This window comes from Cellvibrio sp. PSBB006, from assembly GCF_002162135.1.
Taxonomy (GTDB): domain Bacteria; phylum Pseudomonadota; class Gammaproteobacteria; order Pseudomonadales; family Cellvibrionaceae; genus Cellvibrio.
On the sequence record NZ_CP021382.1, the window covers coordinates 1214934 to 1240966 of the forward strand.

The 26033-nt window shown below is 51.6% G+C and carries 25 protein-coding genes; 4 read left to right on the forward strand and 21 right to left on the reverse strand.

Annotated features, from left to right (window positions below; all coding sequences use genetic code 11):
- Positions 1-309 precede the first annotated feature (309 nt).
- From CBR65_RS05025 to CBR65_RS05035, 3 genes are all read left to right on the forward strand, one after another.
- Entirely contained in the window at positions 310-2232 is a 1923-nt protein-coding gene (locus tag CBR65_RS05025) for a PrkA family serine protein kinase (protein ID WP_087465839.1), read from the forward strand.
- A 109-nt stretch (positions 2233-2341) separates the two neighbouring features.
- The gene (locus CBR65_RS05030) at positions 2342-3604 is read left to right on the forward strand and encodes a YeaH/YhbH family protein (protein ID WP_087465840.1); all 1263 of its coding nucleotides are present in this window, start codon (positions 2342-2344) and stop codon (positions 3602-3604) included.
- Positions 3601-5103 carry a SpoVR family protein gene (locus CBR65_RS05035; protein WP_087465841.1) on the forward strand — a complete coding sequence of 501 codons (1503 nt, stop codon included), beginning with the start codon at positions 3601-3603 and terminating at the stop codon, positions 5101-5103. The genes CBR65_RS05030 and CBR65_RS05035 overlap by 4 nt, the downstream gene beginning before the upstream one ends.
- Before the next feature lie 34 nt (positions 5104-5137).
- On the opposite strand, the gene CBR65_RS05040 is transcribed toward CBR65_RS05035, so the two are convergent.
- The 21 genes from CBR65_RS05040 to fliE form a co-directional block, all read right to left on the reverse strand.
- Positions 5138-6823 (reverse strand): carbohydrate-binding protein, encoded by a 1686-nt coding sequence (locus CBR65_RS05040; protein WP_087465842.1) that lies wholly within the window; start codon positions 6821-6823, stop codon positions 5138-5140.
- 194 nt (positions 6824-7017) lie between these two features.
- Complete coding sequence (locus tag CBR65_RS05045; RefSeq protein WP_087465843.1) at positions 7018-8295, reverse strand: hypothetical protein; 1278 nt, start codon at positions 8293-8295, stop codon at positions 7018-7020.
- Positions 8296-8385: 90 nt separating this feature from the next.
- Positions 8386-8919, reverse strand: coding sequence for a polymer-forming cytoskeletal protein (locus tag CBR65_RS05050; protein ID WP_087468930.1), 534 nt, complete (start codon positions 8917-8919; stop codon positions 8386-8388).
- 435 nt (positions 8920-9354) lie between these two features.
- Positions 9355-10491 (reverse strand): flagellar biosynthesis protein FlhB, encoded by a 1137-nt coding sequence (gene flhB / locus CBR65_RS05055; protein WP_087465844.1) that lies wholly within the window; start codon positions 10489-10491, stop codon positions 9355-9357.
- Entirely contained in the window at positions 10491-11276 is a 786-nt protein-coding gene (gene fliR / locus CBR65_RS05060; protein ID WP_087465845.1) for a flagellar biosynthetic protein FliR, read from the reverse strand. Before fliR ends, flhB begins: the two co-directional genes overlap by 1 nt.
- A 17-nt stretch (positions 11277-11293) precedes the next feature.
- Positions 11294-11563: a flagellar biosynthesis protein FliQ gene (gene fliQ / locus CBR65_RS05065; RefSeq protein ID WP_087465846.1), complete on the reverse strand. Its 270-nt coding sequence runs from the start codon at positions 11561-11563 to the stop codon at positions 11294-11296.
- An 11-nt stretch (positions 11564-11574) separates the two neighbouring features.
- Positions 11575-12399 (reverse strand): flagellar type III secretion system pore protein FliP, encoded by an 825-nt coding sequence (gene fliP, locus CBR65_RS05070; protein ID WP_087465847.1) that lies wholly within the window; start codon positions 12397-12399, stop codon positions 11575-11577.
- A gap of 46 nt (positions 12400-12445) precedes the next feature.
- Positions 12446-12994, reverse strand: a complete 549-nt coding sequence (gene fliO, locus CBR65_RS05075; RefSeq protein WP_087465848.1) for a flagellar biosynthetic protein FliO — start codon at positions 12992-12994, stop codon at positions 12446-12448.
- Between the two features lie 76 nt (positions 12995-13070).
- A complete protein-coding gene (fliN, locus tag CBR65_RS05080) occupies positions 13071-13436 on the reverse strand; it encodes a flagellar motor switch protein FliN (protein ID WP_369825659.1) in 366 nt (121 codons plus the stop codon).
- A 16-nt stretch (positions 13437-13452) separates the two neighbouring features.
- The gene (gene fliM / locus CBR65_RS05085) at positions 13453-14463 is read right to left on the reverse strand and encodes a flagellar motor switch protein FliM (RefSeq protein ID WP_087465850.1); all 1011 of its coding nucleotides are present in this window, start codon (positions 14461-14463) and stop codon (positions 13453-13455) included.
- A gap of 20 nt (positions 14464-14483) precedes the next feature.
- Positions 14484-15023, reverse strand: a complete 540-nt coding sequence (locus CBR65_RS05090) for a flagellar basal body-associated FliL family protein (RefSeq protein ID WP_087465851.1) — start codon at positions 15021-15023, stop codon at positions 14484-14486.
- Positions 15024-15199: 176 nt separating this feature from the next.
- Positions 15200-16585: a flagellar hook-length control protein FliK gene (locus CBR65_RS05095; protein WP_087465852.1), complete on the reverse strand. Its 1386-nt coding sequence runs from the start codon at positions 16583-16585 to the stop codon at positions 15200-15202.
- A gap of 178 nt (positions 16586-16763) precedes the next feature.
- Positions 16764-17114 carry an Hpt domain-containing protein gene (locus CBR65_RS05100; protein ID WP_087465853.1) on the reverse strand — a complete coding sequence of 117 codons (351 nt, stop codon included), beginning with the start codon at positions 17112-17114 and terminating at the stop codon, positions 16764-16766.
- Between the two features lie 57 nt (positions 17115-17171).
- Positions 17172-18881 carry a fused response regulator/phosphatase gene (locus CBR65_RS05105; protein ID WP_087465854.1) on the reverse strand — a complete coding sequence of 570 codons (1710 nt, stop codon included), beginning with the start codon at positions 18879-18881 and terminating at the stop codon, positions 17172-17174.
- A 48-nt stretch (positions 18882-18929) separates the two neighbouring features.
- Entirely contained in the window at positions 18930-19235 is a 306-nt protein-coding gene (locus tag CBR65_RS05110) for an STAS domain-containing protein (RefSeq protein WP_087465855.1), read from the reverse strand.
- Between the two features lie 284 nt (positions 19236-19519).
- Complete coding sequence (gene fliJ / locus CBR65_RS05115) at positions 19520-19963, reverse strand: flagellar export protein FliJ (protein ID WP_087465856.1); 444 nt, start codon at positions 19961-19963, stop codon at positions 19520-19522.
- A gap of 30 nt (positions 19964-19993) precedes the next feature.
- Positions 19994-21385 (reverse strand): flagellar protein export ATPase FliI, encoded by a 1392-nt coding sequence (gene fliI / locus CBR65_RS05120; RefSeq protein ID WP_087465857.1) that lies wholly within the window; start codon positions 21383-21385, stop codon positions 19994-19996.
- Positions 21378-22238: a flagellar assembly protein FliH gene (locus tag CBR65_RS05125; RefSeq protein ID WP_087465858.1), complete on the reverse strand. Its 861-nt coding sequence runs from the start codon at positions 22236-22238 to the stop codon at positions 21378-21380. Before CBR65_RS05125 ends, fliI begins: the two co-directional genes overlap by 8 nt.
- Positions 22239-22272: 34 nt before the next feature.
- Entirely contained in the window at positions 22273-23313 is a 1041-nt protein-coding gene (gene fliG / locus CBR65_RS05130; protein ID WP_087465859.1) for a flagellar motor switch protein FliG, read from the reverse strand.
- A 6-nt stretch (positions 23314-23319) separates the two neighbouring features.
- Entirely contained in the window at positions 23320-25041 is a 1722-nt protein-coding gene (fliF, locus tag CBR65_RS05135) for a flagellar basal-body MS-ring/collar protein FliF (RefSeq protein ID WP_087465860.1), read from the reverse strand.
- A 62-nt stretch (positions 25042-25103) separates the two neighbouring features.
- The gene (gene fliE, locus CBR65_RS05140) at positions 25104-25481 is read right to left on the reverse strand and encodes a flagellar hook-basal body complex protein FliE (protein WP_087465861.1); all 378 of its coding nucleotides are present in this window, start codon (positions 25479-25481) and stop codon (positions 25104-25106) included.
- 223 nt (positions 25482-25704) lie between these two features.
- Between fliE and CBR65_RS05145 the strand changes: the two genes are divergently transcribed.
- A complete protein-coding gene (locus tag CBR65_RS05145; RefSeq protein ID WP_087465862.1) occupies positions 25705-25905 on the forward strand; it encodes a PA3496 family putative envelope integrity protein in 201 nt (66 codons plus the stop codon).
- Positions 25906-26033 lie beyond the last annotated feature (128 nt).

Consider the following 26033-nt stretch of genomic DNA (forward strand, 5'->3'; position numbering starts at 1 on the left):
AAACCGGGCTGGTCTAATTTGACATCAACCCGCGCTGCCTTCAGGCTGGTAAACAACACGATGCCCGCGCGCAAGATTGGCGCAATTTTTGAAAGCAACTTATGTAGGGAGAAACATTGACGCTTTTTCACGTAGGAAAAAACGTTGACATTGGGCTGGCAAATTTTTTTATATTTATAACCCGGCAGGATTTTTAGGACTATGCTTAAACCAGAGCTTTGAGTTGTTGTCTCAAGAGCTGCGATTGCCGTCCGCTGGAGGGATCTACCCTGAGCAGTTGCGAACCCCATCGCTAACCAGAGGTATGTTATGAGCCTTTTTAATCATTACCGCGAGCGCTATGACAGCACCCAGCAAGAAGAATTATCGATCAAGGAATATCTCGAACTTTGTAAGACTGACCCCAGTGTTTATGCCAGTGCCGCCGAGCGTATGTTGATGGCCATTGGCGATCCCGAGGTGGTGGATACCGCGCAGGACCCTCGCCTCAGCCGCATCTTTTCCAACAAAATTATCAAGCGATACAAGGCCTTCGGTGAATTTTACGGCATGGAGGAATGTATCCAGCAAATCGTCTCCTTCTTCCGTCACGCGGCGCAAGGTCTGGAAGAAAAGAAACAGATTCTCTACTTGCTCGGCCCGGTCGGCGGCGGTAAATCTTCCTTGGCGGAAATGCTCAAGACGCTGATGGAGAAGATGCCGATCTATTGCATCAAAGGCTCTCCGGTTTTTGAATCACCCCTGGGCTTGTTCAGCCCGGACGAGGATGGCCACATCCTCGAAGAAGATTACGGTATTCCGCGCCGCTATATCAAAACCATCATGTCGCCTTGGGCAGCGAAGCGCTTGCAGGAGTTTCACGGCGATATTACCCAGTTCCGGGTCGTCAAACTCTACCCGTCTACCCTGAACCAGATCGCCATTACCAAGACCGAACCGGGTGATGAAAACAACCAGGATATTTCCTCGCTGGTGGGCAAAGTGGATATTCGCAAGCTGGAAGAATTTCCCCAGAACGACCCGGATGCCTACAGCTTCTCCGGCGGTTTGTGCCGCGCCAACCAGGGCTTGATGGAATTTGTGGAGATGTTCAAGGCGCCGATCAAGGTGCTCCACCCGTTGCTGACTGCCACGCAGGAAGGTAACTTCAACAGTACCGAAGGCTTGGGTGCCATCCCCTTTGACGGCGTTATTTTGGCGCACTCCAACGAATCTGAATGGCAAAATTTCCGTAACAACAAAAACAACGAAGCCTTCATTGACCGGGTTTATATCGTCAAGGTGCCTTATTGTCTTCGCGTTACCGAAGAGATGCAGATTTACGAAAAACTGCTCCAAAACAGTTCACTATCCAGAGCACCTTGTGCACCGGACACCTTGCGCATGCTGGCGCAGTTCTCGGTGCTATCGCGACTGAAAGAGCCGGAAAACTCCAACATCTTCTCCAAGATGCGCGTCTATGACGGCGAGAACCTGAAAGACACCGACCCTAAAGCCAAGTCTTTGCAGGAATATAAAGATTCCGCTGGTGTGGATGAGGGCATGAACGGTTTATCTACCCGTTTCGCTTTCAAAATTTTATCGCGCGTCTTTAATTTCGATCCCACCGAAATTGCGGCCAATCCCGTGCATCTGATGTATGTGCTGGAACAGCAGATTGAACAGGAGCAATTTCCTAAAGAAGTACAGGAGAAATATCTCAACGTCCTCAAAGAGTATATTGCACCCAAATATGTGGACTTCATTGGTAAGGAAATCCAGACAGCCTATCTCGAATCCTATGCCGAGTATGGCCAGAATATCTTTGACCGTTATGTGACTTATGCCGACTTCTGGATTCAGGATCAGGAATACCGTGATCATGAAACCGGCGAGATCCTTAACCGCGCCGCCTTGAACGAAGAGCTGGAGAAGATTGAAAAGCCGGCCGGTATCAGCAATCCCAAAGATTTCCGTAACGAAATTGTCAACTTTGTGTTACGGGCCAAAGCCAACAATGCCGGACGGAATCCGGATTGGCGCAGCTATGAAAAACTGCGCACGGTCATAGAGAAGAAAATGTTCTCCAACACGGAAGACTTGCTTCCGGTTATCTCTTTCAACGCCAAGGCATCCGCCCAAGACAAGAAAAAGCATCAGGACTTTGTACAGCGGATGATCGAGCGCGGCTATACCGAAAAGCAAGTGCGCTTGTTGTCCGAATGGTATTTGCGGGTCAGGAAATCACAATAGCGAGAAATCGCAACGGGAGGATACGACAGACATTTACCCGCGTTATCGACACCTCGGCAGATGCACGCGCATCTGTCCGACCGTTTTGCGACAGGCTGACAGGTAAGCTATGAGCTATATTATTGATCGTCGCTTGAACACCAAAAACAAAAGTGCCGTAAATCGCCAACGCTTTTTGCGGCGCTACCGCGCCCAGATTCACAAAGCCGTTTCCGACGCCGTGGGCGAACGATCCATTACCGATATTGATCGCGGCGGCAAGATCAGCATCCCCACCAAAGACATTGGCGAGCCCGTTATCTATCACGGTAATGGTGGCCGCAACACGCGCGTGCTGCCCGGTAATAAACATTTTTCCGAAGGAGATCGCATTCCACGCCCCGAGGGCGGCGGCGGTGAAGGCGGCAGCAAAGCCAGTGATTCCGGCGAAGGTGAAGATGATTTCTCATTCACCATTTCCCAGGAAGAATTTTTGAATTTTATGTTCGACGGTTTGGAATTACCCAACCTGATTAAACGGCAGCTCACCGGCGTGGAAGAATTCAAAAAAGTCCGCGCGGGTATTGCCAACGAAGGTAGTCCCGGCAAGATCAATATCGTCCGTTCGTTGCGTTCCGCGAATATGCGCCGCATTGCATTGACCGGGAAAAAACGCAAACGACTGGAAGAACTGGAAGCCGCCCTGGAAGCCTTACATCCCGGTGAACGCAGCGGCCCCGGTTACGAAGCACTGCTGGACGAAATAGCAAAGCTGCGCAAAGCCATCGCGGCAACTCCCTGGCTCGACACCTTTGATTTGAAATACAACCTGCATATCAAACAACCGATTCCACGTTCGAAGGCGGTTATGTTCTGCATCATGGACGTGTCCGGCTCCATGGATCAAGCGACCAAAGATATCGCCAAGCGTTTTTTCATCTTGCTGTATTTATTTTTACAGCGGAATTATGAAAAAACCGAAGTGGTGTTTATTCGTCACCATACGATTGCCAAGGAAGTGGATGAAGATGAATTCTTCCACTCCCGCGAAACCGGCGGCACAGTAGTGTCCAGTTCGCTACGTCTGATGCACAGTATTATTGAAGCGCGTTATTCACCCTCGGAGTGGAATATCTACGGCGCCCAAGCCTCTGATGGCGACAACTGGGAGGATGATTCGGCCAACTGTAAAGAATTGATGATCAACAGTGTATTGCCGAATTGCCAGTATTATTCCTATATCGAAATTACACCGCGCAATCATCAATCCTTGTGGCATACCTACGAAGAAGTAGAGGCTGCCTGCCCGGATCAATTTGCCATGCAACATATTGTCAGTGCCGCTGATATTTATCCGGTATTCCGTGAACTCTTCCATAAGAGGGTCGCATGACTGAACCGCTGTTTACTACCTCGGAATGGAATTTTGATCTGATACGTGATTGTGACCGGGCGCTGGGTCAATTAGCCAAAGAATTCCGGCTCGATACTTATCCCAATCAGATTGAAGTCATCAGTTCCGAACAAATGATGGATGCCTACGCCGCTGTGGGTATGCCGATTGGCTACCACCACTGGTCCTACGGCAAACAATTTTTAAGTACCGAACATTCCTATAAACGTGGGCAGATGGGGCTCGCTTACGAGATCGTCATCAACTCCAATCCCTGTATTGCTTATTTGATGGAAGAAAACACCATGGCCATGCAGGCCCTGGTGATCGCCCATGCGTGTTATGGTCACAATTCGTTCTTCAAAGGTAATTATTTATTTAAAACCTGGACCGATGCTGATTCGATCATTGACTACCTGGTGTTTGCCAAAAATTACATCAGCAAATGCGAAGAGCGCTACGGCATTGATCAGGTGGAGGAAATCATTGACTCCTGCCACGCCTTGATGAACTACGGCGTGGATCGTTACAAGCGTCCCTACCCCATTTCTGCGCAGGAAGAAGAACAACGTCAGGCTGAGCGGGAAGAGTATTTGCAGAAGCAAGTGAATGACCTGTGGCGAACCATTCCAAAAGCAGAACAAACCGAAGAAGACCCTAAAACAGCACGCCGTTTTCCATCGGAGCCCCAGGAAAATATTCTTTATTTTCTGGAAAAAAACTCACCGCTGCTGGAATCCTGGCAGCGCGAAATTATTCGCATTGTGCGTAAAATTGCGCAGTATTTTTATCCGCAGCGTCAGACCCAGGTGATGAACGAAGGTTGGGCCTGCTTCTGGCACTATACGCTGCTGAATGAACTCTACGCACGCGGCATGGTGACGGATGGTTTTATGCTGGAGTTTTTACAATCCCACACCAGTGTTATTGCCCAACTGCCCTATGATCACCCCTACTTTAGCGGCATTAATCCTTACACCCTCGGCTTCAGTATGATGATGGATATTCGCCGCATCTGCGAAAACCCAACCGCTGAAGATCGCGACTGGTTTCCGGATATTGCCGGGAAAGATTGGAACGAGACCTTGCACTTTGCCATGCGTAACTTTAAAGACGAGAGTTTTATCCTGCAATTCCTGTCACCCAAGGTAATGCGCGATTTAAAACTGTTCAGCATCGTTGATGATGATCATGATGAAAACATCGAAGTATCCGCTATCCACAATGAAACCGGTTTTCGCAAACTGCGGGAGATGCTGGCCGGGCAATATAATCTTGGCAATCGCGAGCCCAACATCCAGATTTACAATGTCAATGTGCGCGGCGACCGTTCATTAACCCTGCATCACACCATGCATGAACGCAAACCCCTGGCGGATTCGGTGAACGAAGTACTGCGTCACCTGCACCGCTTGTGGGGCTTTGATGTGCATCTCTACTCCATGGACAATGATCAGATTCAGGCGGAATACCACTGCCCGCCCAAGCCTGACAAATAATCTCCTGCCCCTTGAGGGCAGGAGATGTTTGCATTTACTCAAACAATGCCAAATTCCCGGCACCCGCGTGTTGCGGCACCAATGTCGACAGCAAGTCGACACTGTTAATCGTATATTCATAAAACTCCGATGGTTCGAAAGCCAAACCATTATTCACTTCCAGAATCCATTCGGCGTTCGGATTAGTTAACTGCACCAGATTATCGTTGGTAAAGGTCACCTTCGCATTTGCATCGCTGTCTTCACTGATAACATACAACTCACCGCTATCCACCTGAATATTATTAGCCTCCAGGTAAAGCTCGGATTGCGGACCCGCGAGGGCAATATAGGAAATCTGCCGATTGGGACCGCTTCTATCGTTAAAGACATAATTATTAAAGAGATGCGTTTTACCAAACCGCACACGCGGATGACGCTGGTGGGTATTTTCAAAATAATTATGGTGATAGGTCACATGCAATCGCCCGGCATCTTGTATTGCGTTGCTGTCCACATGCCCCACCAGCATGGTTTTGTTGTACTGGTAGAAATGATTCCAGGACACCGTAACCCAATCGGCACCGCGTTTAACATCCACGGCACCATCAATGCGGTTCATTAAACTGGAACTAGGCGCGCTGTATAAAAATGTGTTGTGATCCACCCACACATGATGTGAAAAACATTCAATGGTGACCGCATCGGCATCCGGATTTGAACCGGTATCGTATACATCGCTGAATGTCAGGTTGCGAATGATCACGTTAGAAACGTATTCATTGGCCGGGTTATAGACATCGGAACAACCACTGGTACCACCCACCCGAAAACCGATCAAACGCAAGTGCGCGTCGTCACCCACACCGATGATGGATTTGTTGGAAGCCACATTTAATTTCACATACTGGTCCGGCGGCTGAATCATACCCTGCACGCGAATCACATAAGGCTCGCTGGCGGTGACATATTGCTGCAACTGTTCAAATGTCGTTACCGTTACTTCCTGCCCGGCTGCCCCACCCGTGGTTGTCGGCACACCCAAGGCCGGCACAGTTGCAAAACCGATCATGGAAAAATCCGGTACTTCACCTATCGGTGGTGTGCTGGAACTACTCGATGATGTGGATGAAGCCGGAACCGAACTGGAAACCACGGAACTTGATGACAGGCTGGAACTCGCCGGCATACTGGAACTGGACTGCCCTGCCGAACTGCTGGAAGACGGCGGCGCAACCGACGAAGCAACACTGCTTGGTGAAGCAGCCCCACCACAGGTACCGGCGGATACATTACCAAGGACTGTCATCGCATCAATATTGGCAATAGCCTGTGAGCCGGTTGCACGCAGACGCAATTGATTAATACCCGCATGCAGGTTCACCGTTTTACCAACACTGTTCCAGGCAGACAAAGACGTTGTGCGTGGGAACGACAAGCTGCCGGACGAACCGTTGACCACCAGTGCCGCGCTGGTAGAACCGACATTGGCATAACGAAAGCTGACAGCATAACTGCCGCTGGCGGGCACGCTGACTTCATAGGAAATACCCATCCCACCGCTATTATCAATATCGACATAGCCCGCGCCGGTGTAACCGTTGTTAGCGGTACTGATAACACCATCATAACTGCAAAAGCCGGGTGCATTTTCCTGAATCGTCACATCGGCAGAAACAACAGGCATAAAAGAAGCTGATGCCAGTGCCAGAACGGCAGCTGACAGACGTAGATGACACATAATGTAACCCTCTCACCGGTTAGTATATGATTGATGTGTTTGTTATATTTTGTTGAACAAATCGCGTTCAACCAGAGGAAATGTATTGTTCGGGTCGAAAGGAGTCAATGACAGGTCAAGTACGATTTACCATGAACAGTGTGATGCTCATAGCGAGAGGAAATATTCGGTGGGTAAGAACTCATTTATGATTTTTATACGCCAGAGATACGCGACTGAAAAAGATACTCATAAATACCCCGCTGCATACCCGGTTTCATAATGCAGGTGTTGGCCAGGGAAAAATCGCGGAAAATCCTCAGTAAACTGACCGCAGTAAATTCACTATCAGCGGCGGGCTTTTTTGAAGCCGGTAATAACGCAATGGTCTTATCGTCCTGCACGTAACATTTTTGTGAACGCTCCGGCACTTCCGCACCCGTATAAAAAAAAGCGAATACCAAGGTGTTTTCATGCATATGCGAACGTAATTTTTCATACACTGCCGACAATTGTTCGCTGGTACAAAAGTTAAAAACATCCCACGCCAGAATCACATCAAATTTAACGGCCGAATCAAAACGCAGTGCATGCTGGCGAATTAACGAAGGTTCCGTTTCGGTTGGTGATTTATGCAAAGATGGCAGGAGGTCTTCAACATAGAAATTTTCCGCGTAACGCAGAAAAAAATCCCCGTTGCGCGTCGCTTTGCCACCCAAATCCAACACTGTCGCAGCGGGCGTTTTTTGTAAATGTTCACACACCAGTTCAAGGCCGTAGGAGCGATGTGCCAGCGTCGCATGGGGCATGCTGTGCAGTTCGGCGGAGGCAATCTGGCGATTGTTATTTTTTCCATCCGGCTGACAACGCAGTACCTGCTCGGTAATGTCCTGCGCCATGCCTTCCTGTTGCATGTAGGTATATTCCATGGTGTAGGTGCGCATACTTTTCAGCACGGTAGCGGTATCCATCCCCGCAAAAGGCCGGGAGCAAAGTACGCCAGCGCAATGCATGCGCGTTTGATACTGATCGAGTATTTGAAAATGACGCGGTACCGCCGGCAGGTTGCGGCCGACATATTTAATGCTGTGTAGTAAGGTATTAGGGCGACAGTGGCGATTCAGGCGTGCGATCAGCCACTGCAAGGTGTCGCGATCAAGGTAGTTAAAAATATCCCACGCGAGGATCACGTCAAACTGTTTGGTGTCGCTGAAGGCTGAGAGATATTCATCCAATCCGGCACGCAAGGCTTCACCGGACACCCAGGCCTCGCCACATTCCGCAAAAAAATTATCAATGCTTTCAAAATGGATATGGCAACTCAGGCGGGAAAAAAACTGAAAGCTGGCGGCTGACGCAGAGCCGAGATCAAGGACGCTGTTGTGGGTTGAGCTTTTGAGCTCGTTATAGATGGCGGTGATACCCGGTGAACGGTGGATGACCTCCACCGGTTGGTCCTGTGCTGCGTTGTCGATAAAACCCTGTACGGCCACCGTGAGCGAATACCTTTTATAGAATCCATAAACGAAACAGCCGTGCTGGACAACCAACACGGCCTCGGCAATGCATTACAGCAAATTTATTTATCCGATATCGTCGACTTTGTCATCTTTCGGCAATATAGAGGAACCATAGCTGCTTTTGGTTTCTGATTTGGTATCGGCATCCATATCCATGTCGATAGAACCACGGAATTTCGCACCGTCTTCCAGCGTGACACGCTCCGCTTTGAGGTTGCCTTTGACACGGCTGGCGCTCTTGATAGCGATGTGCTCCGCCGCAACGATATCGCCTTCAACACTGCCTTCAACCGTAATGGTTCTGGCGGCAACGTTTGCTTTAATCACACCCTGACTACCAATCGTCAGGTGATTACCTTTGAGGTCAATGCTGCCTTCCACTTTACCCTGGATCAGCAAATCTTCCTCACCGGTCAACTCGCCCTTGAACATAATCTTCGGGCCGATCACCGCCGTCGGCGCTGCCTTAGCGCGTGACAATTCTGTTACACGACTTCCGGTATCCGGCGAGCCGATGCCGTTATAGGCGGGGATCGGTTCAATCGTATCGAGGTCATTGCTAAACGCGGGGGAAGGTTCATTCTTGGTAAGACGCATTGAATCACTCCTGTCAATGTCAGAATTTTTTTTGGTGTCGGGTGCGGCGATATCCTTCTTACGGGAAAAGGGAAAACCCGAAAGTATGCCATCCATCGGACAATTACCTTGTATAGCTGATACATGAACAGTGTCGGCAAGCCGAACTGGTGAGACTCCCCGCTTGCAGATGCCATGTGCACCGAATCGCGTGAAGACATTTCCTGATGATTGTGAAAATCGCGGAAGGTGATTACAACCTTAGTGGCTTACAGCGGCGACGGCGTGACAATAAGCGAGAAAACGCGCCAAGATTTTGAAAATGTCAACTGGTTGGCATTTAGTGGTTGGACTGGTACTGGAATGGATTGTTGGTGAACCTAGGGAAATGGTTTAAGGAGCCTGTGTTGTCGGATTACGCTGTGCTAATCCGCCTACGAGGATAGTTCGAACTTGTTAATCAAACTGCATATTCTTGGGAATTTTGATATTACGCGGGTATGTGGGTTTCTCGCCTTTGCCGCGGCGGAAGTTGCGTAACTGGAAGACGTAGGCGAGCACTTGGGCAACGGCCATGTACAACGCGGCGGGAATTTCCTGATCGACGTCGGTGGTGTGATAAATCGCGCGGGCGAGCACGGGGGATTCGATAATCTCTATTTTGTGGGCTTTGGCAATCTCGCGAATTTTTAACGCAACATGATCACCGCCTTTGGCGAGCATGATCGGGGTGGCCATTTTTTCCGGATCGTATTTAAGTGCAACCGCATAGTGTGTCGGGTTGGTGATAATCACGTCTGCATCGGGCACATTGGACATCATGCGTCGCTGAGCCATCTCGCGTTGCAATTGCCGGATGCGTCCTTTGACTTCCGGTTTTCCTTCGGTATCTTTTACCTCATCTTTTAATTCCTGCCGCGACATCTTTAATTTTTTACTGTGATCCCAAATCTGGAACGGCACGTCCACGGCGGCAATCAGGATAGTCGACGCCGATAAAATAATGGCCGCGTAAGCACTGATTTCGAGGGAGTGAATAATCGCGTTATTAACCGTCTCGTCAGCGAGACGAAACATGGCTTGTTCAAATGCCAGCAACACCAAAATAGTCGCACCGAGAATAACCGCGACTTTTCCCAGCGCCTTGGCCAGTTCAACTAAAGCCTTTATGGAAAACATGCGTTTAATACCCGCAATTGGGTCCATACGGCTAAACTTGGGCGCCATGGCTTTGCCGCTGAACAACCAGCCGCCGAGTGCAATGGGGCCGACTATCGAAGCGACTAATAACATGCCGAACAGCGGCAAGAGACTCAACAAGCCATCGAACATGGATGCAGAGAGATAGGCAATCATCGTTTGTGGATCGAAGATGGCGTCGCGCGGAATCGTGAAGTTATAACGCGTTACGTCCATGAGCTTACCGCCCATGTATTGGCCGAACACCAACAACCCAATGGTGCCTAGTAATAATATGGCGGTGGTAGTGAGGTCGCGGGATCGGGGAATCTGGCCTTCTTCGCGGGCTTTTTCAAGTTTTCGCGAGGAGGCCTCTTCCGTTTTTTCCTGACCATTGTCGTCTTCTTCAGCCACTAGGGTACTCCAACCAGCATCTGTACCATAGCAATGCCCTCTTCTATCAGTGATTGAAACACCGGCAGAAAATTGGCAAGACTGAACCAGATCAACAACAGCCCGAACAATAAGGTGATGGGGAAGCCTACCGAAAAGATATTCATCTGCGGCGCGGAACGACTCATCACTCCGAATGAGATATTAACAATCAACAGCGATGTAAATAGCGGTAAGGCAATCACCAATGCTGCGCTGAACATCCAGGAACCCATACTGACAATCAACACAAAACTGTCAGAGGTTAAACCGGAACCGCTCATCGGCATGGTCGTAAAACTGTCCACCAATAATTGAATAACAATCGCGTGGCCATTGATGCTTAAAAACAGTAACGTCGACAAGAGCAAATAGAATTGCGACAGTACAGTAACGCTGACGCCGCTGGATGGATCATTCATGGCCGCAAAACCCAAGCCCATCTTCAAGGCAATATATTGACCGGCCAACACAAAAACATGCATCACGACTTGCAACATAAAACCCAGGGCGACACCGATCAACAGTTCCTTCACCAGCATCATCATGGCTTCGACTGACACCAACGACACAGCAGGCGCAGGTGGCAACAAGGGCACGATCAGCAAGGTGGTGAATAACGTCAGCATGATGCGAACACGCGCTGGCACTGTGCGCGCGCCAATCACCGGCACCATGAAGTAAAAACCGCTGATGCGAATCATCGGCCAGAGGTACTGACCGATAAACGCCATAAGCTGGGTTTCACTGACAACAAGTTCATTCATGGTGAATATAGAACGCTTTAGCCGATGAGAAACGGAACGTTGGTAAACAGTCGATCAAATAAATCCATAAACTCCGTCAACAACCAGGGGCCTACCATCATGATGGTGGCAATGGTCATGATTAAACGCGGCAAAAAACTCAAGGTTTGTTCGTTAATTTGCGTGGCAGCCTGGAACATGCTGACCACCAAACCCACAATCAGGCTGGGGCCAACAATGACCACCACCATCAACATGGTGAGATAAAACGCATCGGCAAATAAATCCATGACCACTTCAGGAGTCATAACGGCGCCCTCTATACACCAAAACTGGCGGCGAGTGTGCCGACAATCATGGCCCAGCCATCCACCAATACGAACAACATAATTTTGAATGGCAACGAAATAATCAGCGGCGACAACATCATCATACCCATGGCCATCAACACGCTGGATACCACGATATCAATCACGAGAAAGGGAATGAAAATAATAAAGCCAATTTGAAACGCGGTTTTTAATTCGCTGATGATAAATGCTGGCACCAGGATACTGAAAGGTGTTTCTTCCGGTGTAGCAATCGGCGGGTTACCGGCAATACCGACGAAGAGTGCAATATCCGATTCGCGCGTCTGCCCCATCATAAATGCATGGAAAGGCGCAGCCGTATTGGCCAATGCCTGCTGCGCATTTATTTGCTCGTTGATGTAGGGCTGCAACGCGGTTTCGTTAACCTGGTTGAACACCGGCTGCATGATGAAAAATGTCAGGAACAACGCCAACCCAATCAGCACCTGATTAGACGGCGATTGTTGTAAACCCAGCGCTTGGCGCAAAATGGAAAACACAATAATGATGCGCGTAAATGACGTCATCATCATCAACAATGCCGGCAGGAACGTCAGCATTGTCATGATCGCCAGGATCTGCAAGGTAACAGTATATTCCTGCGTACCGTCAGCGTTGGTTGTTACGGTTAACGCGGGCAAACCGGGGATGGCCGGCAGAGCACCACCCACCTGGCTGTCAGACGGCGGCGCAGGCTGTTGCGGCGCATCGGTTTGCGCTTGCACATTAACGGCCAACAACAAGCTCGCAACGAACAGCAGACGCAGGCAGGTGACGATGAATCTATACAGCATGGTGTCGTTCCCGGAACGAGGGTTTATCTCAAGAGCGGTTACTCGCTCACACGGCGGTTTTATCCCTGGGCTCTGCTGACGCCTGATTATTTTTTTGTTGCAACAGTGTCATGAGCTTTTTGCCAAACTCAGAGGTGGCTGGCGAATTGTCGCCCGGCGCAATAATGGGTTCGTCGAACACATGCAGGGTGTTAATTTGCGTTGCGGTGATACCCAACAACAATTGTTGGCCACCCACATCAATCACGGCCAAACGCTCGCGCGTACCCAGCGGCAGGCTGGCGATAATTTTGATGGAAGAATTATTAAATAAACCGCCCTGATTGAATCGGCGTAAAAACCAGCCGAGCACCAGAATCAATGCCACGATAAATACCAAGCCCATGGCAACACTGGCGAGGTGCGTACCACTATTGATGCGCGTAGCACCCTGCCCGACTTTTTTTTCAGTTAAAGCGGGAATATTTTGTGACGGCAATGCCGCTGGCGTGATGGCTTGCTCTTGTACCGCTGTATCCATATTCGCGGATGGTGTAGCAGACTCACTGTCGGCGTAAACCGGTGCAGCGATCAATAACGCGCATGCCATCAGCATCGACCAACACCGCAGGCGCAATACCTGTTTTATTGCAGCAACCGGCTTCAGTATCACAATAGGTATCCCATCAGTATCAGCGTAATTTTTTAATACGTTCAGTAGGGCTGATCACATCCGTCATACGAATACCGAATTTTTCGTTGACTACGACCACTTCGCCATGGGCAATCAAGGTGCCGTTGACTAACACGTCCAAAGGTTCACCTGCCAGACGATCCAGTTCAATCACCGACCCCTGGTTAAGTTGCAATAAGTTGCGAATCGTAATGGACGTACGACCAACCTCCATGGAAATGGATACGGGAATATCCAGAATCAATTCCAGTTCGGGATTGGGGCCGGTTTTGGCATCCGTGTCAAATTCGTCAAGCTCCACTGCGCTGACAGCGGCATCGGCGTCTGCCTGTTCTTGCATGGCGGCAGCCCAATCGTCGGCCATTGCGTCTTGATCAATATCATCTTTTGCCACGGGAGGCTCCTTCAGTACCAGAAATATTTTGTGCGCTGCTACGATCAATAAATTCAAAAATTTTCAGCGCGAGGTTGCCGCGATGCTGGCCGAGCTGGGTGCGAAACACCGGCACGCCATTGGCGGTAACGACGTGATGATCGGGAAATTCAATGGGAATGATGTCACCGGCTTTCAGATTCACGATGTCACGCAGCGTGATATCGCGCCGGACAAGGTCGCACTCAAGATCAACTTTGGCCGTGAGCACATCTTCTTTCAAGGCTTTGATCCAACGTTCATCCTGTTCATCGCTGTCGCTCTGTAAGCCGGCATCCAGCACTTCACGAATGGGTTCGATCATGGAATACGGCATGGTGATATGAATTTCACCACCGCCACCATCCAGTTCCACATGGAAGGTGCTGACCACCACCACTTCACTGGGGCTCACGATATTAGCCAACGACGGATTCACTTCAGAATTAATGTATTCAAAATTAATCGGCATCACCGCTTTCCAGGCTTCTGCCAGGTCAACAAATGCCTGATTGAGTACCATCTGCACGACACGCAATTCGGTCGGCGTAAATTCGCGACCTTCAATCTTGGCGTGACGACCGTCGCCACCAAAAAAATTATCCACCAGTTTGAAAACCAGACGCGCATCGAGAATCACCAGCGCGGTGCCGCGCAGCGGGCGAAACTTGATCATGTTCAGGCTGGTGGGCACGTACAGGGTGTGCACATACTCGCCGAATTTTTGAATCTGAATGCCGCCTACCGAGACGTCAGCGGTGCGGCGCAACATATTGAACATACTGATGCGGGTATAGCGTGCGAAGCGCTCGTTGATCATCTCCAGCGTCGGCATGCGCCCACGCACGATGCGATCCTGGCTGGTCAGGTCATAAGCGCGTACCGAACCCGGTTCATCATCAGAATCGGTATTGATATCGCCGTCATCAACGCCATGGAGCAGCGCGTCAATTTCGTCTTGTGATAATAAATCCTGCACGATCTCTTGCCTCTGACGTTTTATTGCATCACAAAGTTGACGAACAACACCTGTTCGATACCCGGTTTGCCAATCTCTTGTTGCAAGACTTCCTGGATTTTTACCAGCGCCTGCTCGCGTAATGCTTCTTTGCCTTCAGGTGTTTGCAAGGTTTCAAAACTCTGGCCACTCAACAACATCACCAACGCGTTGCGTATGGCGGGCATGTGCGTATCCAGTGCTTGCGTCACCTTGGCGTCGCGCAACAGGAGTGTTAGTTCAGCTTGCAAAAAGCGGCTGCGCCCACGGTCTTCAAAGTTGACGACAAACGCGGGACTTAACGGATAGTAAATAGCCGGTTGCTTGGTCGGTTCCGCCTCACTCGCGGCGTCGGTTTCTGCCGCCGACTCATCGGAGGAAGCACCCAATAACGTCATGGTAACGCCAACAGAAACACCCAGCAGCAACAACACTGCAACGATAATAATGATAAGTTTTTTGCGTTTTTGTTTCGCAACAACCTGGGGATCAGCCGCATCAGCGGCAGTTGGTTGCTGCGCATTTTTTGTTTCTTTTGCCATGTCAAAAGCCCGTCACTTTTACTGCTAAAGGAGGTGGAGCAATACCCATGCCAGAGTTTTGCCTATGAAGCTTAGCAGCTGAGCAGCGGATTGCGAGGAAGGAAAAAGCGCAAGAAAAATAGCCCTGCTGGTAACAGGGCTATAGGGTTAACACTGGAGCGGACCAACGAAAGTTGTTAGGCGTAATGGTCAACCAAACGCAAGCGGGCGATATCGGTCGTTATACCCACCGGGGCTTCTTCATCATCGATATCGGCATCGCTGCCGTTACCGGAACCCCCTGAGGATGCTTCGTCACGCGCGTTCTGACGAGCGAAGGATTGATCAGAGACATCCATATTGGTGAGGTTTAAACCCTGCTCACTGAACATCTCGCGCAAGCGCGTGGCACTTTGATCCAGTGCTTCGCGCACCATCGGATGGGGGCTGGAAAAACTGACGCTAGCCTGATCATGCTGGATGCTGACCCGCACCTGCATCGGCCCCAATTCCGGCGGATCAAGGCGTAGCTCCGCCGAGCTGACATTCTGGGCTGCGAGCCATAGTACGCGTTCACCGACCGCCTGCCCCCAACGCGGTTGCCCCAGCGTCATAGGCACACCGGTCTGAACCACGAAGCCGCGCTGGCTCGGTGCCTGGGTTTCAGCGGGGCGGCTGGCGGCATCAATCATCTGTGGTGATGAGGGGTTCAATAACTTGATCAAGCTTTGCTCTGTAGCCTGGGCTTCTTTGCCCGCCACACCATTGGCTGCCAACAGGCGACTGAATGGCAGTTTAAAATCCTCCAGCGAGAGCTCACCATCCAGCTCCAGTAAACCGTTTTCACCTTCCGGCATCTCTGCCACAACGGCTTTTAATCCATCGGTTGGCTCATCAATAGCCAAGGATAAATTGGCGGTTTTGCTGCTATCGCTCACCAGGTTGCGCAAGCGTGCTGCAGCCTCCGGTGTGGTGGCAGGAATACCGGCTACCGGCGGCAAGGTTATGCCGTCGGCGGCAGTTTCCAGCGGGGTAGCTCCCGAGACTTCAGGAGCCAGAGGTGTTATCAATAATGCGGTTTCAAGCTCAGCGTCTACGGGGGCCGCCTCGGCATTCGGTGCCAGCAGGCTCGTTTTGTCTGGTGCTATTTCTGTTGTTTCGGTAGGTCCTACCAAGCCAGCCTCAGCCAATAGCACACTTGTCTCTGCGCCAGTCTCTTTAAGTGCGTCGTTACCCGTCTCACCGCTGGATGAAGCAACTGTGGGCTCGACCGCTTCATCAGCCGGTTGTTTTTCGCCTGGCTTTGTCGTTTTATCTACCGGCGTATTCCCCTCAACGCGAGCCGCGTTAGCCTCCCTATTCCCGGCCGGAGCCGGATGGCTTTCAGCTCGATCCGCCTGACGTTGCCGTGCTACCGGCTCGGGCCGGGCAGTGTTTTTGGTCCGCGCTACGTCCTGCATGGCTGTGTGAAACTCGGCGCCGCTATCGCGGGCTTCGCTCGGTTTCGGACCAGCATGAGTTTTACTGCTGGTCAGCAATACGCTGCTTAATGCTGAAGTATTGCCACTGGAAAAATAATTCATGAATAGACGGCTCCTACACCTTCCTCAACCCATACCACTCGTGCCCAACCGGCAACAGCTTGCCGCTTTGGCGGTAAATCGCTTTGGTCAGGAGAGTTATTGCAAGAGCAATGCCAAACGCAGGAGGGATATTAAAAGCAAAAGAAGCTGGGAGCGTGGTCGGAGCTGGTCGACCGGACTAGCCGACCGAATTGAACTCCTGGATCAGTGTGGTGACGCGGGTGAACTCTACTTCAATCTCGGTAAGTTGTTGCGGCACAACATCAAGGTTGCCCGCCAGCGCCTGGGTTTCTATTTGGCTGCACAATTCCGCCAGGCGGGACGCGCCGATATTGCTGCTGCTGCCTTTAAAGCTGTGTGCTGCACGGCGGATGGTTTCCGCATCACCTTGGGGAACCAATTCGTGCAGTTTGCGGATTCGTTCGCTGGAATCATTGATGAAGGTTTCCACCAGCAACATAAAATCGCCTTCCATGACATCCTTCAGGGTCATCAGAATCTCGCGGTCGAGATGCGGGGTTGTGCTCATGGACGTTCCTCAGCAAAACATAGGCTCAAAAAAACACAGGCAACCTGCCCTTCAATTTTAATCATCGTTAACCCAGGAAAACACTGCCTCAACCTGATTGCCTTTACCCAAGTAGCGCACAGAGTCGCACATCTTTTCCACCAACGCGAGACCTCTGCCGCTGTATTGGGTATTGGACAAACCCTCGGGCAAACAGTTGCTCATATCAAAACCTTCACCGCTGTCCTCGACCCGCAAGGTCAAGCGCCCGCCTTCCGGCGCGGTGGAATGCTGTAGATAAATTCGAATGTAACCTGCGGTCACACTGCGCAGTCGCTCTTCACGCAATTGATAATAATCCGCAAAACCTTCCGGTGTATCTTTCATGGCAGAATCCAGCTGCAGTACACCGTGCTCCAGTGCATTGGAATAAAGCTCCGCCATAATGGTGTATAACGTACCGCTGTAATTGCGCAGGCCGGGTACTTCCATCAGCACGTTTAGCAGCAGCGGCAAAGGGTCAAACGCTTGAAAGCTGGTGGGCTTGATCTCGAATGACATGTCCCACTCTGCAAGACTGGAATAGCGGCGAAAGATGGTTTCGCGTGCAACGCTGTCAACTTTATGCGGCTCTTCCATGATGATTTCCAACAGCGAAAGATCATCATTTTTTTCACCACCACCGATAAATTCCTGCACGCGTGCAAGAATTTCATCAAACGCTTTTTCGGGCGCGCGATTTTGGTCAAACACCGCTTGTAATCGCTCCTCACCAAACATCTCGCCTTCGGTGTTGCGCGCTTCATGAATCCCGTCGGACCACATAAAAAAGCGGTCGCCCACCGCCATTTCATAATGCTCGCAGTCGTCTTTAAAACTTTTATTGGGCAACACACCCAAGGGCAAATGCGTTGAGCGCACCGGCACAACACTCAAGTCGTCCTTGCGATAAATAAAACATTCCGGCAATCCACCATTCCAGACTTTCATGCGCCGCTTTTCAAAATTCATATCGATCATGGTAGCGCAGCAAAAAAATCCGACCGGCAGGATGGATTTTAATTTTCCGTTGATCTCGCGCAGGATATCGGTCATGGAAAAACCTTTATGGACCATGCCATAAAAGGTCGAAGCCAAAGGCATGGCGCCAATGGCGGCGGGCAAACCGTGGCCGGTAAAATCCCCGAGCAACACCATCATGCTGCCGGAGGGGCGCATGGCTGCCACCATCACATCACCGTTAAAGATCGCCAGTGAAGAGAGGTAGTAACGCACGTTGCTGGCGCTGAGACAGCCACTGTGAGCTACGTTGTCAAACACCTGTTTGGCAACGGCCTGTTCTTGTAAAAATTGTTCGTTGTGACGCGCGATCTGATCGCGCTGGGCGAGCATGGTTGCGTGCATTTCACGCATGCGGTTGAAGGATTTTATCTTGGCTTTGAGGATAACGCGGTTGTAGGGTTTGGAGAGAAAATCATCGCCACCCGCATCCAGGCATTTCACCAGAGACTCGGTATCCGTGAGCGAGGTCAGGAAGATAATCGGCACCAGGGATTCCCCGGCTAATTCCTTGATCTGGCGCGCCGCACCGAAGCCATCCAGACCGGGCATCAGGGCATCCAGCAAGACAATATCCGGCCGCTCCTGCGCGTAAGCGGCCACCGCTTCCAGCCCGTCTTTTGCGCTGATCACCCGGTGGCCTTCCTTGCGTACAATCGTCTCCAGAATCAACCGGTCTGTTTCGGTATCATCCGCCACAAGAATCGTTAAGCTGCGGCTTTCGCTCATAGACAGGCTTCCATTCAACGGGCCGGTAATTGCAGAAAAATTATTTCATCAATGAATGGTAAATAATTGCTCAAAGTTGGAGATGGTAAGGATTTTTTTCACATCAGACGAACAATTGATAATTTCAATATTGGCTTTATCGCCGCCGGCAAAGTCACGCAGTAACAACAACATGCCCAAGGCTGAGCTGTCCAGATACGATGTGCCTTGTAAATCAACACGAAAATGTGTGGGAGTTTTGGGTAATTTTTCATATGCCGCACGAAACTCCTGGTGCGAGCTGAAATCGAAGCGCCCCTGGATATAAATGGTGACTTGATTACCATCCGCTGACACTGTGGAAGTGATCGCCATGTTCTACCTCTATCATCAGTACATCATTATTTCAAAAATCATTATCAGCGCGTCAACGCCCTTATATACTGCTAAAACCTGTAACGACTGGGACTGCACGATATGCGTGGACGACATCCCGACGCCGCACTACACGATCCTAAGGATAGCCTATAAACGATGACTGTATAGTGCGCAAAGCAATAAAAAAGTTCGGCAGATTAATCATTTAAATATCAGGGTTTACCGGATAAACGCGCAAAAGGGAATGACACCGTATTACACGCCGTTATAACGAAATGAAATCAGGGTTGACGTTGAAACTGTTGTGCGGATAAATCATCCAGTTCTTTTTGTAAGCGTTTTTCCAGCACATCATTTTCTTCGTAGCGCAGGCGAGCAATCAAATCCTGGATAGATTCCCGTCGCCGATGTTTATCCCGCCATTCCTGTTGCAGTTGATCAAGGGCTTGCATCATCCGCGCGATCTTGGCCTGTTGTTCTTTTTTTGCGTCACCCAAACGCTGGATAAAACTGCTGTAGCTGATCAAGTCTTGCGCATGCAGACCCGTTTTGAGTGAGCCGTAGGTGTCGAGATAATGTGCGGCGTATTCCTCCAACTGGCGCAATTGTTCCTGTTCCGCATTCACCTGTTCACGAAAATTCCCCAGGCGTTGCGCGGCAGCCTGCTCGTGACGCTCGGCCAGCATCAACACAATTTGCATACGCTGTGAACGAGGTTCAGCCACGTTTAACCACCTTTTCGTTGATTCTGCGCATTAGCCTTGAACGCGGTGCTGAGCAGCCAGGGGACTGGTCGGTTTACCGGGGGCGGTGGGTTTTAACAAGGCTTTGAGATTGGCGATACATTCCGCCATGTGCACCGGTTGTTTGAGTCCTTGTTGTATAAAGGCGCGCAGATGCGGGAAACGTTCAATAGCCAGATCCGTTTCCGGATCAGCACCGGGTGTGTAGGCACCGATGGCGATCAGGTCGCGGTTCTGTTGATAGCGCGACGACAATTGTTTGAAGCGCTGCATCATCTTCAGATGTTCTTCGCTCACAATATTTTGCATGGCACGACTGATGGATGATTCCACATCAATAGCGGGATAAGTGCCCTCCTCCGCCAGCTTGCGCGACAGGACGACGTGGCCGTCAAGAATGGCTCGCGCCGCATCAGCAATGGGATCTTGCAGATCATCGCCCTCGGTCAATACCGTATAAAACGCGGTGATAGAGCCCTCACCTTCGGCCGCGTTACCGGCGCGCTCCACCAATTGGGGAATTTTCGCAAACACGGATGGCGGATAACCTTTGGTGGCTGGTGGTTCGCCAATCGCCAGTGCAATTTCGCGCTGGGCCTGGGCAAACCGGGTCAGGGAATCCATCAACAACAATACATTTTTGCCCTGGTCGCGGTAGTACTCGGCAATACGGCTGGATAACTGCGAAGCGCGCAAACGCATCAAGGGCGCATCATCCGCCGGGGATGCCACCACCACCGCGCGACGCAGCCCTTCTGCGCCGAGGATATGATCAATAAATTCTTTCACTTCGCGACCGCGCTCACCCACAAGCCCCACCACGACAATGTCGGCGGTGGTGAACTTGGTCATCATGCCCATTAACACACTCTTGCCCACGCCGCTGCCGGCAAACAGACCCAGACGCTGGCCACGCCCGACGGTAATCAGCGCGTTGATAGCGCGCACACCGACATCCAGCGGCTCGCTGATAGGGTGGCGCTGCAGGGGGTTGATTTCGTGAGGAGTAAAGTCGAGGTATTCATCGCCCACCAGCGGGCCTTTGCCATCCAGTGGTTGGCCGATGCCATTCACGACGCGGCCGAGCAGTTGTGGGCCGATGCGCATACCCTGCTGGGTCGCGATAGGAATTACGCGTGCGCCCGGCTGCAAACCTTCAACTCGCTTGATCGGCATGAGGAACACTTTGTCGCCAGCAAAACCGACCACTTCGGCTTCGATACGCCGGTTATCCCCTGCAATCACTTCGCATTGCCGACCCACCGATACATTCAACCCGATGGCTTCCAGCGTCAGGCCGACGGACCGGGTAATACGGCCTTCTGCTTCCGGTTCAATAACCCTGGGTTTACCCGGCGCGTAACCGCGTATGCGTTCAACAATGGATACGCGTTGATCAGCCATGAGTAAGATCATCGGCGTCGGTTGCGCCACGGTTCAGGCTGTTGCCGTCGGCATCATCTGCCAGAGAAATATCATCGTCGGCATCGCCGTTGTTATCGGTGAGTTGTTTGTTAACAAATTGCGTGAGCACGGTTTGCAGGCGCTTTTCCACCGAAAAGTCCACCCGGCTTTCGCTGGTTTCGACCCGGCAACCACCGGGAGCCAGTTGCTCATCGCCGACAAATTGCCAGTTGAGTTGCTGTTCTTCCGCGTAGGTTTCCACCGCCGCGAGGTCGTCGGGGTTCAGGCACACCCGCAGATTTTTACTGCCCACGGGCAAGGCATTAACGGCGGTTCTCACCAGCGTGACGATGTGACTGGAGTCAATAATCAACTCCCGTTGCACCACACTTTCGGTGAGCGTGCAGATCACATCGAGCAATAATTTTTCCAAATCGTTATCTTGTTCGGCGATAGGATCTAGCAGTGCTTGCACGAGTTTTTGGAAACGTTGTTGCTCCGTCACCAGTTGCTGGCGCATCTCCATCAAGCCTTTTTGCTGACCGGCTTCGTAACCTTCGGCCATGCCTTTATCAAAACCTTCCTGGTGGCCTTGGGCAAAACCATCTTTCTCAGCGGCCTCGATGATCTCCTGCATTTCCTGCGCCGTCATACCTTTTTTAGGCGTGGCGCTGGGCATATCCACATCTTCGATAGACTCGCCCTGACGCTTCATCGCCTGCGCCTTGCGTTCGCGGGCTTCTTTTTCCGCCGACGGCATTACCGTGCCATTGTCATTGATCAGCGGGACGCGCCAGGCTCGATATTCGCCCACGTCTTCCGCAGCAATGCGGTTAGGCAATTTCTTTTCCATACTGGTCATACCTTACCCGTTAGGCCTATCCGCGTTAAACCATCTGCTCGCCACTGCCACCCAGGACAATTTCACCGGAGTCAGCCATGCGTCGTGCAATCGTGAGAATCTCTTTCTGCGCCGATTCCACTTCGGTGAGACGCACCGGCGGCTTGGCTTCCAGATCGTCGCGCAGCAATTCGGCGGCGCGTTTGGACATATTCTTGAAGATTTTTTCCTGGAGATCGGTGTCGGCACCCTTCAATGCAATGATGAGCACATCGGAAGACACTTCGCGCAACAGCGCCTGGATACCGCGATCGTCCACATCTTTGAGATTGTCAAATACAAACATCAGATCCTGGATCTGGTTGCCCATGTCCTCGTCAATTTCGCGGATGGAATCCATCAGGTCGGCCTCGATAGAACCGTCAAGGTTGTTCATAATTTCCGCCGCCACCTTGTAACCGCCCATGGCTTTGGTTTGTGAGCTGGCATTGCCGGAGAATTGTTTCTCCAGGATATCGTTAAGTTCCTGCAAGGCGCTGGGTTGTACCGTATCGAGGGACGCGACGCGCATCATGATGTCGATGCGCACTTTTTCCGGCAGGAAACTGAGGATTTCGGCGGATTGGTCGGCATCGAGGTAAGCGATAACGATGGCCTGAATCTGCGGGTGTTCGTTGCGTATAATGTCGGCTACCGAGCGAGCGTCCATCCACTTGAGTGTATCGAGCCCGGTGGTGTTGCCGCCGAGCAAAATGCGATCGATCAAACCGTTGGCTTTGTCTTCGCCCAAGGCCGTTACCAGCATGTTGCGGATATAACTGTCGGCGCCCACACCGAGACCGGTGAGCGTGCGCACCTCATCGAGAAATTCCGACATCACGCCCTGCACATCCTGCTGTTGCACGTTGGACAGTTGCGTCATGGCCGCGCCGATGCGTTGCACTTCTTTCGGCCCCAGATGCTTGAGTACTTCAGCCGCGTCCGCTTCGCCTAATGACATCAATAGAATCGCGGCCTGATCCACCGAACGCAGTTTGGGTTTGGCTTTCTCGGGTAGTTTATTGTCCGATGCAGGCGGTGTACTCATCGCTCATTACTCGTCTTTGTTAATCCACTTCTTAACCACTTGGGCAACACGCCCCGGATCATCGGCAATCAGGCCTTTGATCGCGTTGAGTTGTTGCTCGTAACCCTGCTCCGGGCCGGGCAACATTAGCGCACTGCCGCCGGTGAGCGTTACCGTTTCATCGGACATGCCGTCGTAACCCAAACCGGCAGCTTCCAGAGCGGCCAATTGGCGCGCCTCTTCCTGCTCGGTAAGTTGCTGACCGGAGCGCGTCAGGCTTCTGAAGACCGGTAGCAGCAGGCCGAAGATCAACAACAGCACAATCAGCACACCGCTCAGGTATTTGATGTTGGGCAGAATCCAGGTTTCCCACCAGGGCACTTCTTCAGCCGTGGTGTCAAATAAGAGGCTGTCGTCCGCGCCCATAAAGGGAGAGTTCAAGACATTGACGCTGTCCCCACGCACCGCCGAAAAACCGACGGCGTCACGTACCAGTATAGACAGGCGTTCGAGTTCGTTCTCGGTCCAGGGCACGCGGGTGTCATTGCCTTCGGCATCTTTGACAATTTTATCGTCCACCACCACGGCTACCGTCAGGCGCTTGAGCGTGCCCTGCTGGTGGCGCGTGTAGCTGATGGTACGATCCAGTTCGTAGTTGCGGGTGGCCTGTTCGCGGCTGTTGCGTGGCGGCTCGGGCTGAATCGGCTCGCCAGTGACCGGGTCCAGTTGCTCAGGCACCTGGGTAGTCGTGCCGGGCGGTTGGTTCGTCAGAGCGCCAGGGATACCACCGGCAATGTCGCCACCCACGCGTTCTTCATTCAGGGTTTGTTCGCTGCGCACGGCCGGCAGATCCGGGTTAAAGGTCTCAGCGGCCTGCTCAATCGCGGTAAAATCGATATCAGCACTGACTTCCGCGCGGAAGTTACCGTTGCCGACGACCGGCAACAGAATACTGTTGACGCGCTTGATCAGGCTCTCTTCAACGGCTTGTGTGTAGGTGTGTTGCTTGCCGGCCAACAGGAGTTCATCGTTCTCATCCCCGGTGGAGAGCAGGCTGCCGTGCTGATCCACCACGGTCACATCTTCTTTGTTGAGTTCCGGAATGCTGGATGCAACCAGGTTGGTAATCGCCCTGACTTGGGCTGGCTCTACTGTGCGACCGGCAAAGACTTCCACAAATACCGAGGCGGTTGGTTTACGGACATCGCGCACGAACACCGAACGTTTAGGAATAGCAAGATGCACCCGCGCCTTGCGGATGCTGGTAATACTGGTGATGGTGCGGGCGAGTTCACCCTCAAGGCCACGATGGTAGCGGGTGTTCTCCATAAACTGGCTGGTGCCCAGGGGCTGCTCCTGATCCAGCAACTCAAAGCCGGTGTTGTCTTTGCCGGGAATGCCCAGCTCCGCCAACCGCAAACGGGCCATATGCACATCATCAGCGGCCACCAATACGGCGCCGGTGTTGATATCCAGTTTGTATTTGATCTGGTTCTGGTCCAGTACCTGAACCACGTTGGCCGCATCGAGATTATTCAGGCTGCCGTACAGCGGACGATAATCTTCCCCCTGACTCCACAGCACCACCGCAAAACCGATGGCCACGCTGGCCGCCAGGCCCACCATTAAGCCCGCCTGACGCAGCAAACTCAGGCTGCTGAAACCCTCGGCAAAGTCACCGCCCAAGCGCGGCTTCTCACTGCGCGCCGGTACATTATTCGCGTCTGCGTTATCGGTTGTAGAGGCCATAATGCGTTAATCCTGAAGTAGCGTTGGAATCAGATTGGAAACAGCGAATCGTGTGATTATTGTTAAATAGGCATGTTCATGATGTCGCGGTAGGCATCCACCAACTTATTGCGCACCTGCACCATCGCCTGGAAAGAAACGGACGCTTTCTGCGAGGCAATCATCACGTCGGTGATATCCACCCCTTCCACACCGCGCTCATAGGCCGTTGCCATGGCGCCGGAGGCTTTCTGCACATTGTTAACCTTGTTGACGGCCTGGGACATCACCTCGCCAAAGCTGGGAATCTTGTTGCCGCCATCGACGGTCAGCGGACCGGTATTGTTAACTTCACCCACATCACGCGGGGCAAGACCTGCCGGGCGCTGGAACGCCTGGGTTTGCGATTTCATCGCACGCATTTCCACCAGTAGACGGTTGATATCCACACGATCAGTCATGGCGAGATTCTCTTTTGGTCGTTAACACAATGGGCAGCGACAAGAAATTGGCGTTACCGGATTCTGGGTGGGATATTGCACAAAGCAGGCCAATCTTTGCCGCCCGGCAATGCCTTGCCGCTGCGGGGCTTTCATTGCTCTGGCACCGCGCTGATTTCTTTCACAGGTTTGTCATTAAAGCGCTTTAGGATTCCAGGCATCACAGCTTTCATAGGACTCCACCATGGAACAAAACCTGATTGCCAACGATAGCTTTTTGATTGAAAACGCCCTGACTGAATTTATCCACAGCGCTGCTGCTGCCAATAAAAAGGCGCAGAAAATTCGCCAGAATATGGAGTACCGTCGCAAGTTGGAGTTGCGGATGGAGGAGATGCGGTTGCGGCGGGAGACTTGTGAGTTTGAGTTTGAAGTGAAGAAGTAGAAAAAGAGCAAACGCCGGAAAAGTGATACCTGCACTATACGAGTTTGGCGTTAGGCCCTTTGTTTCGAAACCCTCAAGTCAGGGACGACTTGAGGGAGCTACAGGGATGTATTCATGCGTTTTCGAAA

Excerpts from the sequence above, each read along its gene's own strand:
- CBR65_RS05100 (WP_087465853.1), bottom strand. The coding sequence starts at position 17,114 with ATGAGCACAACCCCGCATCTCGACCGCGAGATTCTGATGACCCTGAAG.
- CBR65_RS05035 (WP_087465841.1), top strand. The coding sequence starts at position 3,601 with ATGACTGAACCGCTGTTTACTACCTCGGAATGGAATTTTGATCTGATA.
- CBR65_RS05145 (WP_087465862.1), top strand. The coding sequence starts at position 25,705 with ATGGAACAAAACCTGATTGCCAACGATAGCTTTTTGATTGAAAACGCC.
- CBR65_RS05090 (WP_087465851.1), bottom strand. The coding sequence starts at position 15,023 with ATGGCAAAAGAAACAAAAAATGCGCAGCAACCAACTGCCGCTGATGCG.
- CBR65_RS05105 (WP_087465854.1), bottom strand. The coding sequence starts at position 18,881 with ATGAGCGAAAGCCGCAGCTTAACGATTCTTGTGGCGGATGATACCGAA.
- fliG (WP_087465859.1), bottom strand. The coding sequence starts at position 23,313 with ATGAGTACACCGCCTGCATCGGACAATAAACTACCCGAGAAAGCCAAA.
- fliN (WP_369825659.1), bottom strand. The coding sequence starts at position 13,436 with ATGGCCGACGATTGGGCTGCCGCCATGCAAGAACAGGCAGACGCCGAT.
- CBR65_RS05040 (WP_087465842.1), bottom strand. The coding sequence starts at position 6,823 with ATGTGTCATCTACGTCTGTCAGCTGCCGTTCTGGCACTGGCATCAGCT.
- CBR65_RS05025 (WP_087465839.1), top strand. The coding sequence starts at position 310 with ATGAGCCTTTTTAATCATTACCGCGAGCGCTATGACAGCACCCAGCAA.
- fliP (WP_087465847.1), bottom strand. The coding sequence starts at position 12,399 with ATGCTGTATAGATTCATCGTCACCTGCCTGCGTCTGCTGTTCGTTGCG.
- CBR65_RS05030 (WP_087465840.1), top strand. The coding sequence starts at position 2,342 with ATGAGCTATATTATTGATCGTCGCTTGAACACCAAAAACAAAAGTGCC.
- fliF (WP_087465860.1), bottom strand. The coding sequence starts at position 25,041 with ATGGCCTCTACAACCGATAACGCAGACGCGAATAATGTACCGGCGCGC.
- fliO (WP_087465848.1), bottom strand. The coding sequence starts at position 12,994 with ATGCTGATGGCATGCGCGTTATTGATCGCTGCACCGGTTTACGCCGAC.
- fliI (WP_087465857.1), bottom strand. The coding sequence starts at position 21,385 with ATGGCTGATCAACGCGTATCCATTGTTGAACGCATACGCGGTTACGCG.
- fliR (WP_087465845.1), bottom strand. The coding sequence starts at position 11,276 with ATGAATGAACTTGTTGTCAGTGAAACCCAGCTTATGGCGTTTATCGGT.
- CBR65_RS05125 (WP_087465858.1), bottom strand. The coding sequence starts at position 22,238 with ATGGAAAAGAAATTGCCTAACCGCATTGCTGCGGAAGACGTGGGCGAA.
- CBR65_RS05095 (WP_087465852.1), bottom strand. The coding sequence starts at position 16,585 with ATGAATTATTTTTCCAGTGGCAATACTTCAGCATTAAGCAGCGTATTG.
- CBR65_RS05050 (WP_087468930.1), bottom strand. The coding sequence starts at position 8,919 with ATGCGTCTTACCAAGAATGAACCTTCCCCCGCGTTTAGCAATGACCTC.
- fliE (WP_087465861.1), bottom strand. The coding sequence starts at position 25,481 with ATGACTGATCGTGTGGATATCAACCGTCTACTGGTGGAAATGCGTGCG.
- CBR65_RS05110 (WP_087465855.1), bottom strand. The coding sequence starts at position 19,235 with ATGGCGATCACTTCCACAGTGTCAGCGGATGGTAATCAAGTCACCATT.
- fliQ (WP_087465846.1), bottom strand. The coding sequence starts at position 11,563 with ATGACTCCTGAAGTGGTCATGGATTTATTTGCCGATGCGTTTTATCTC.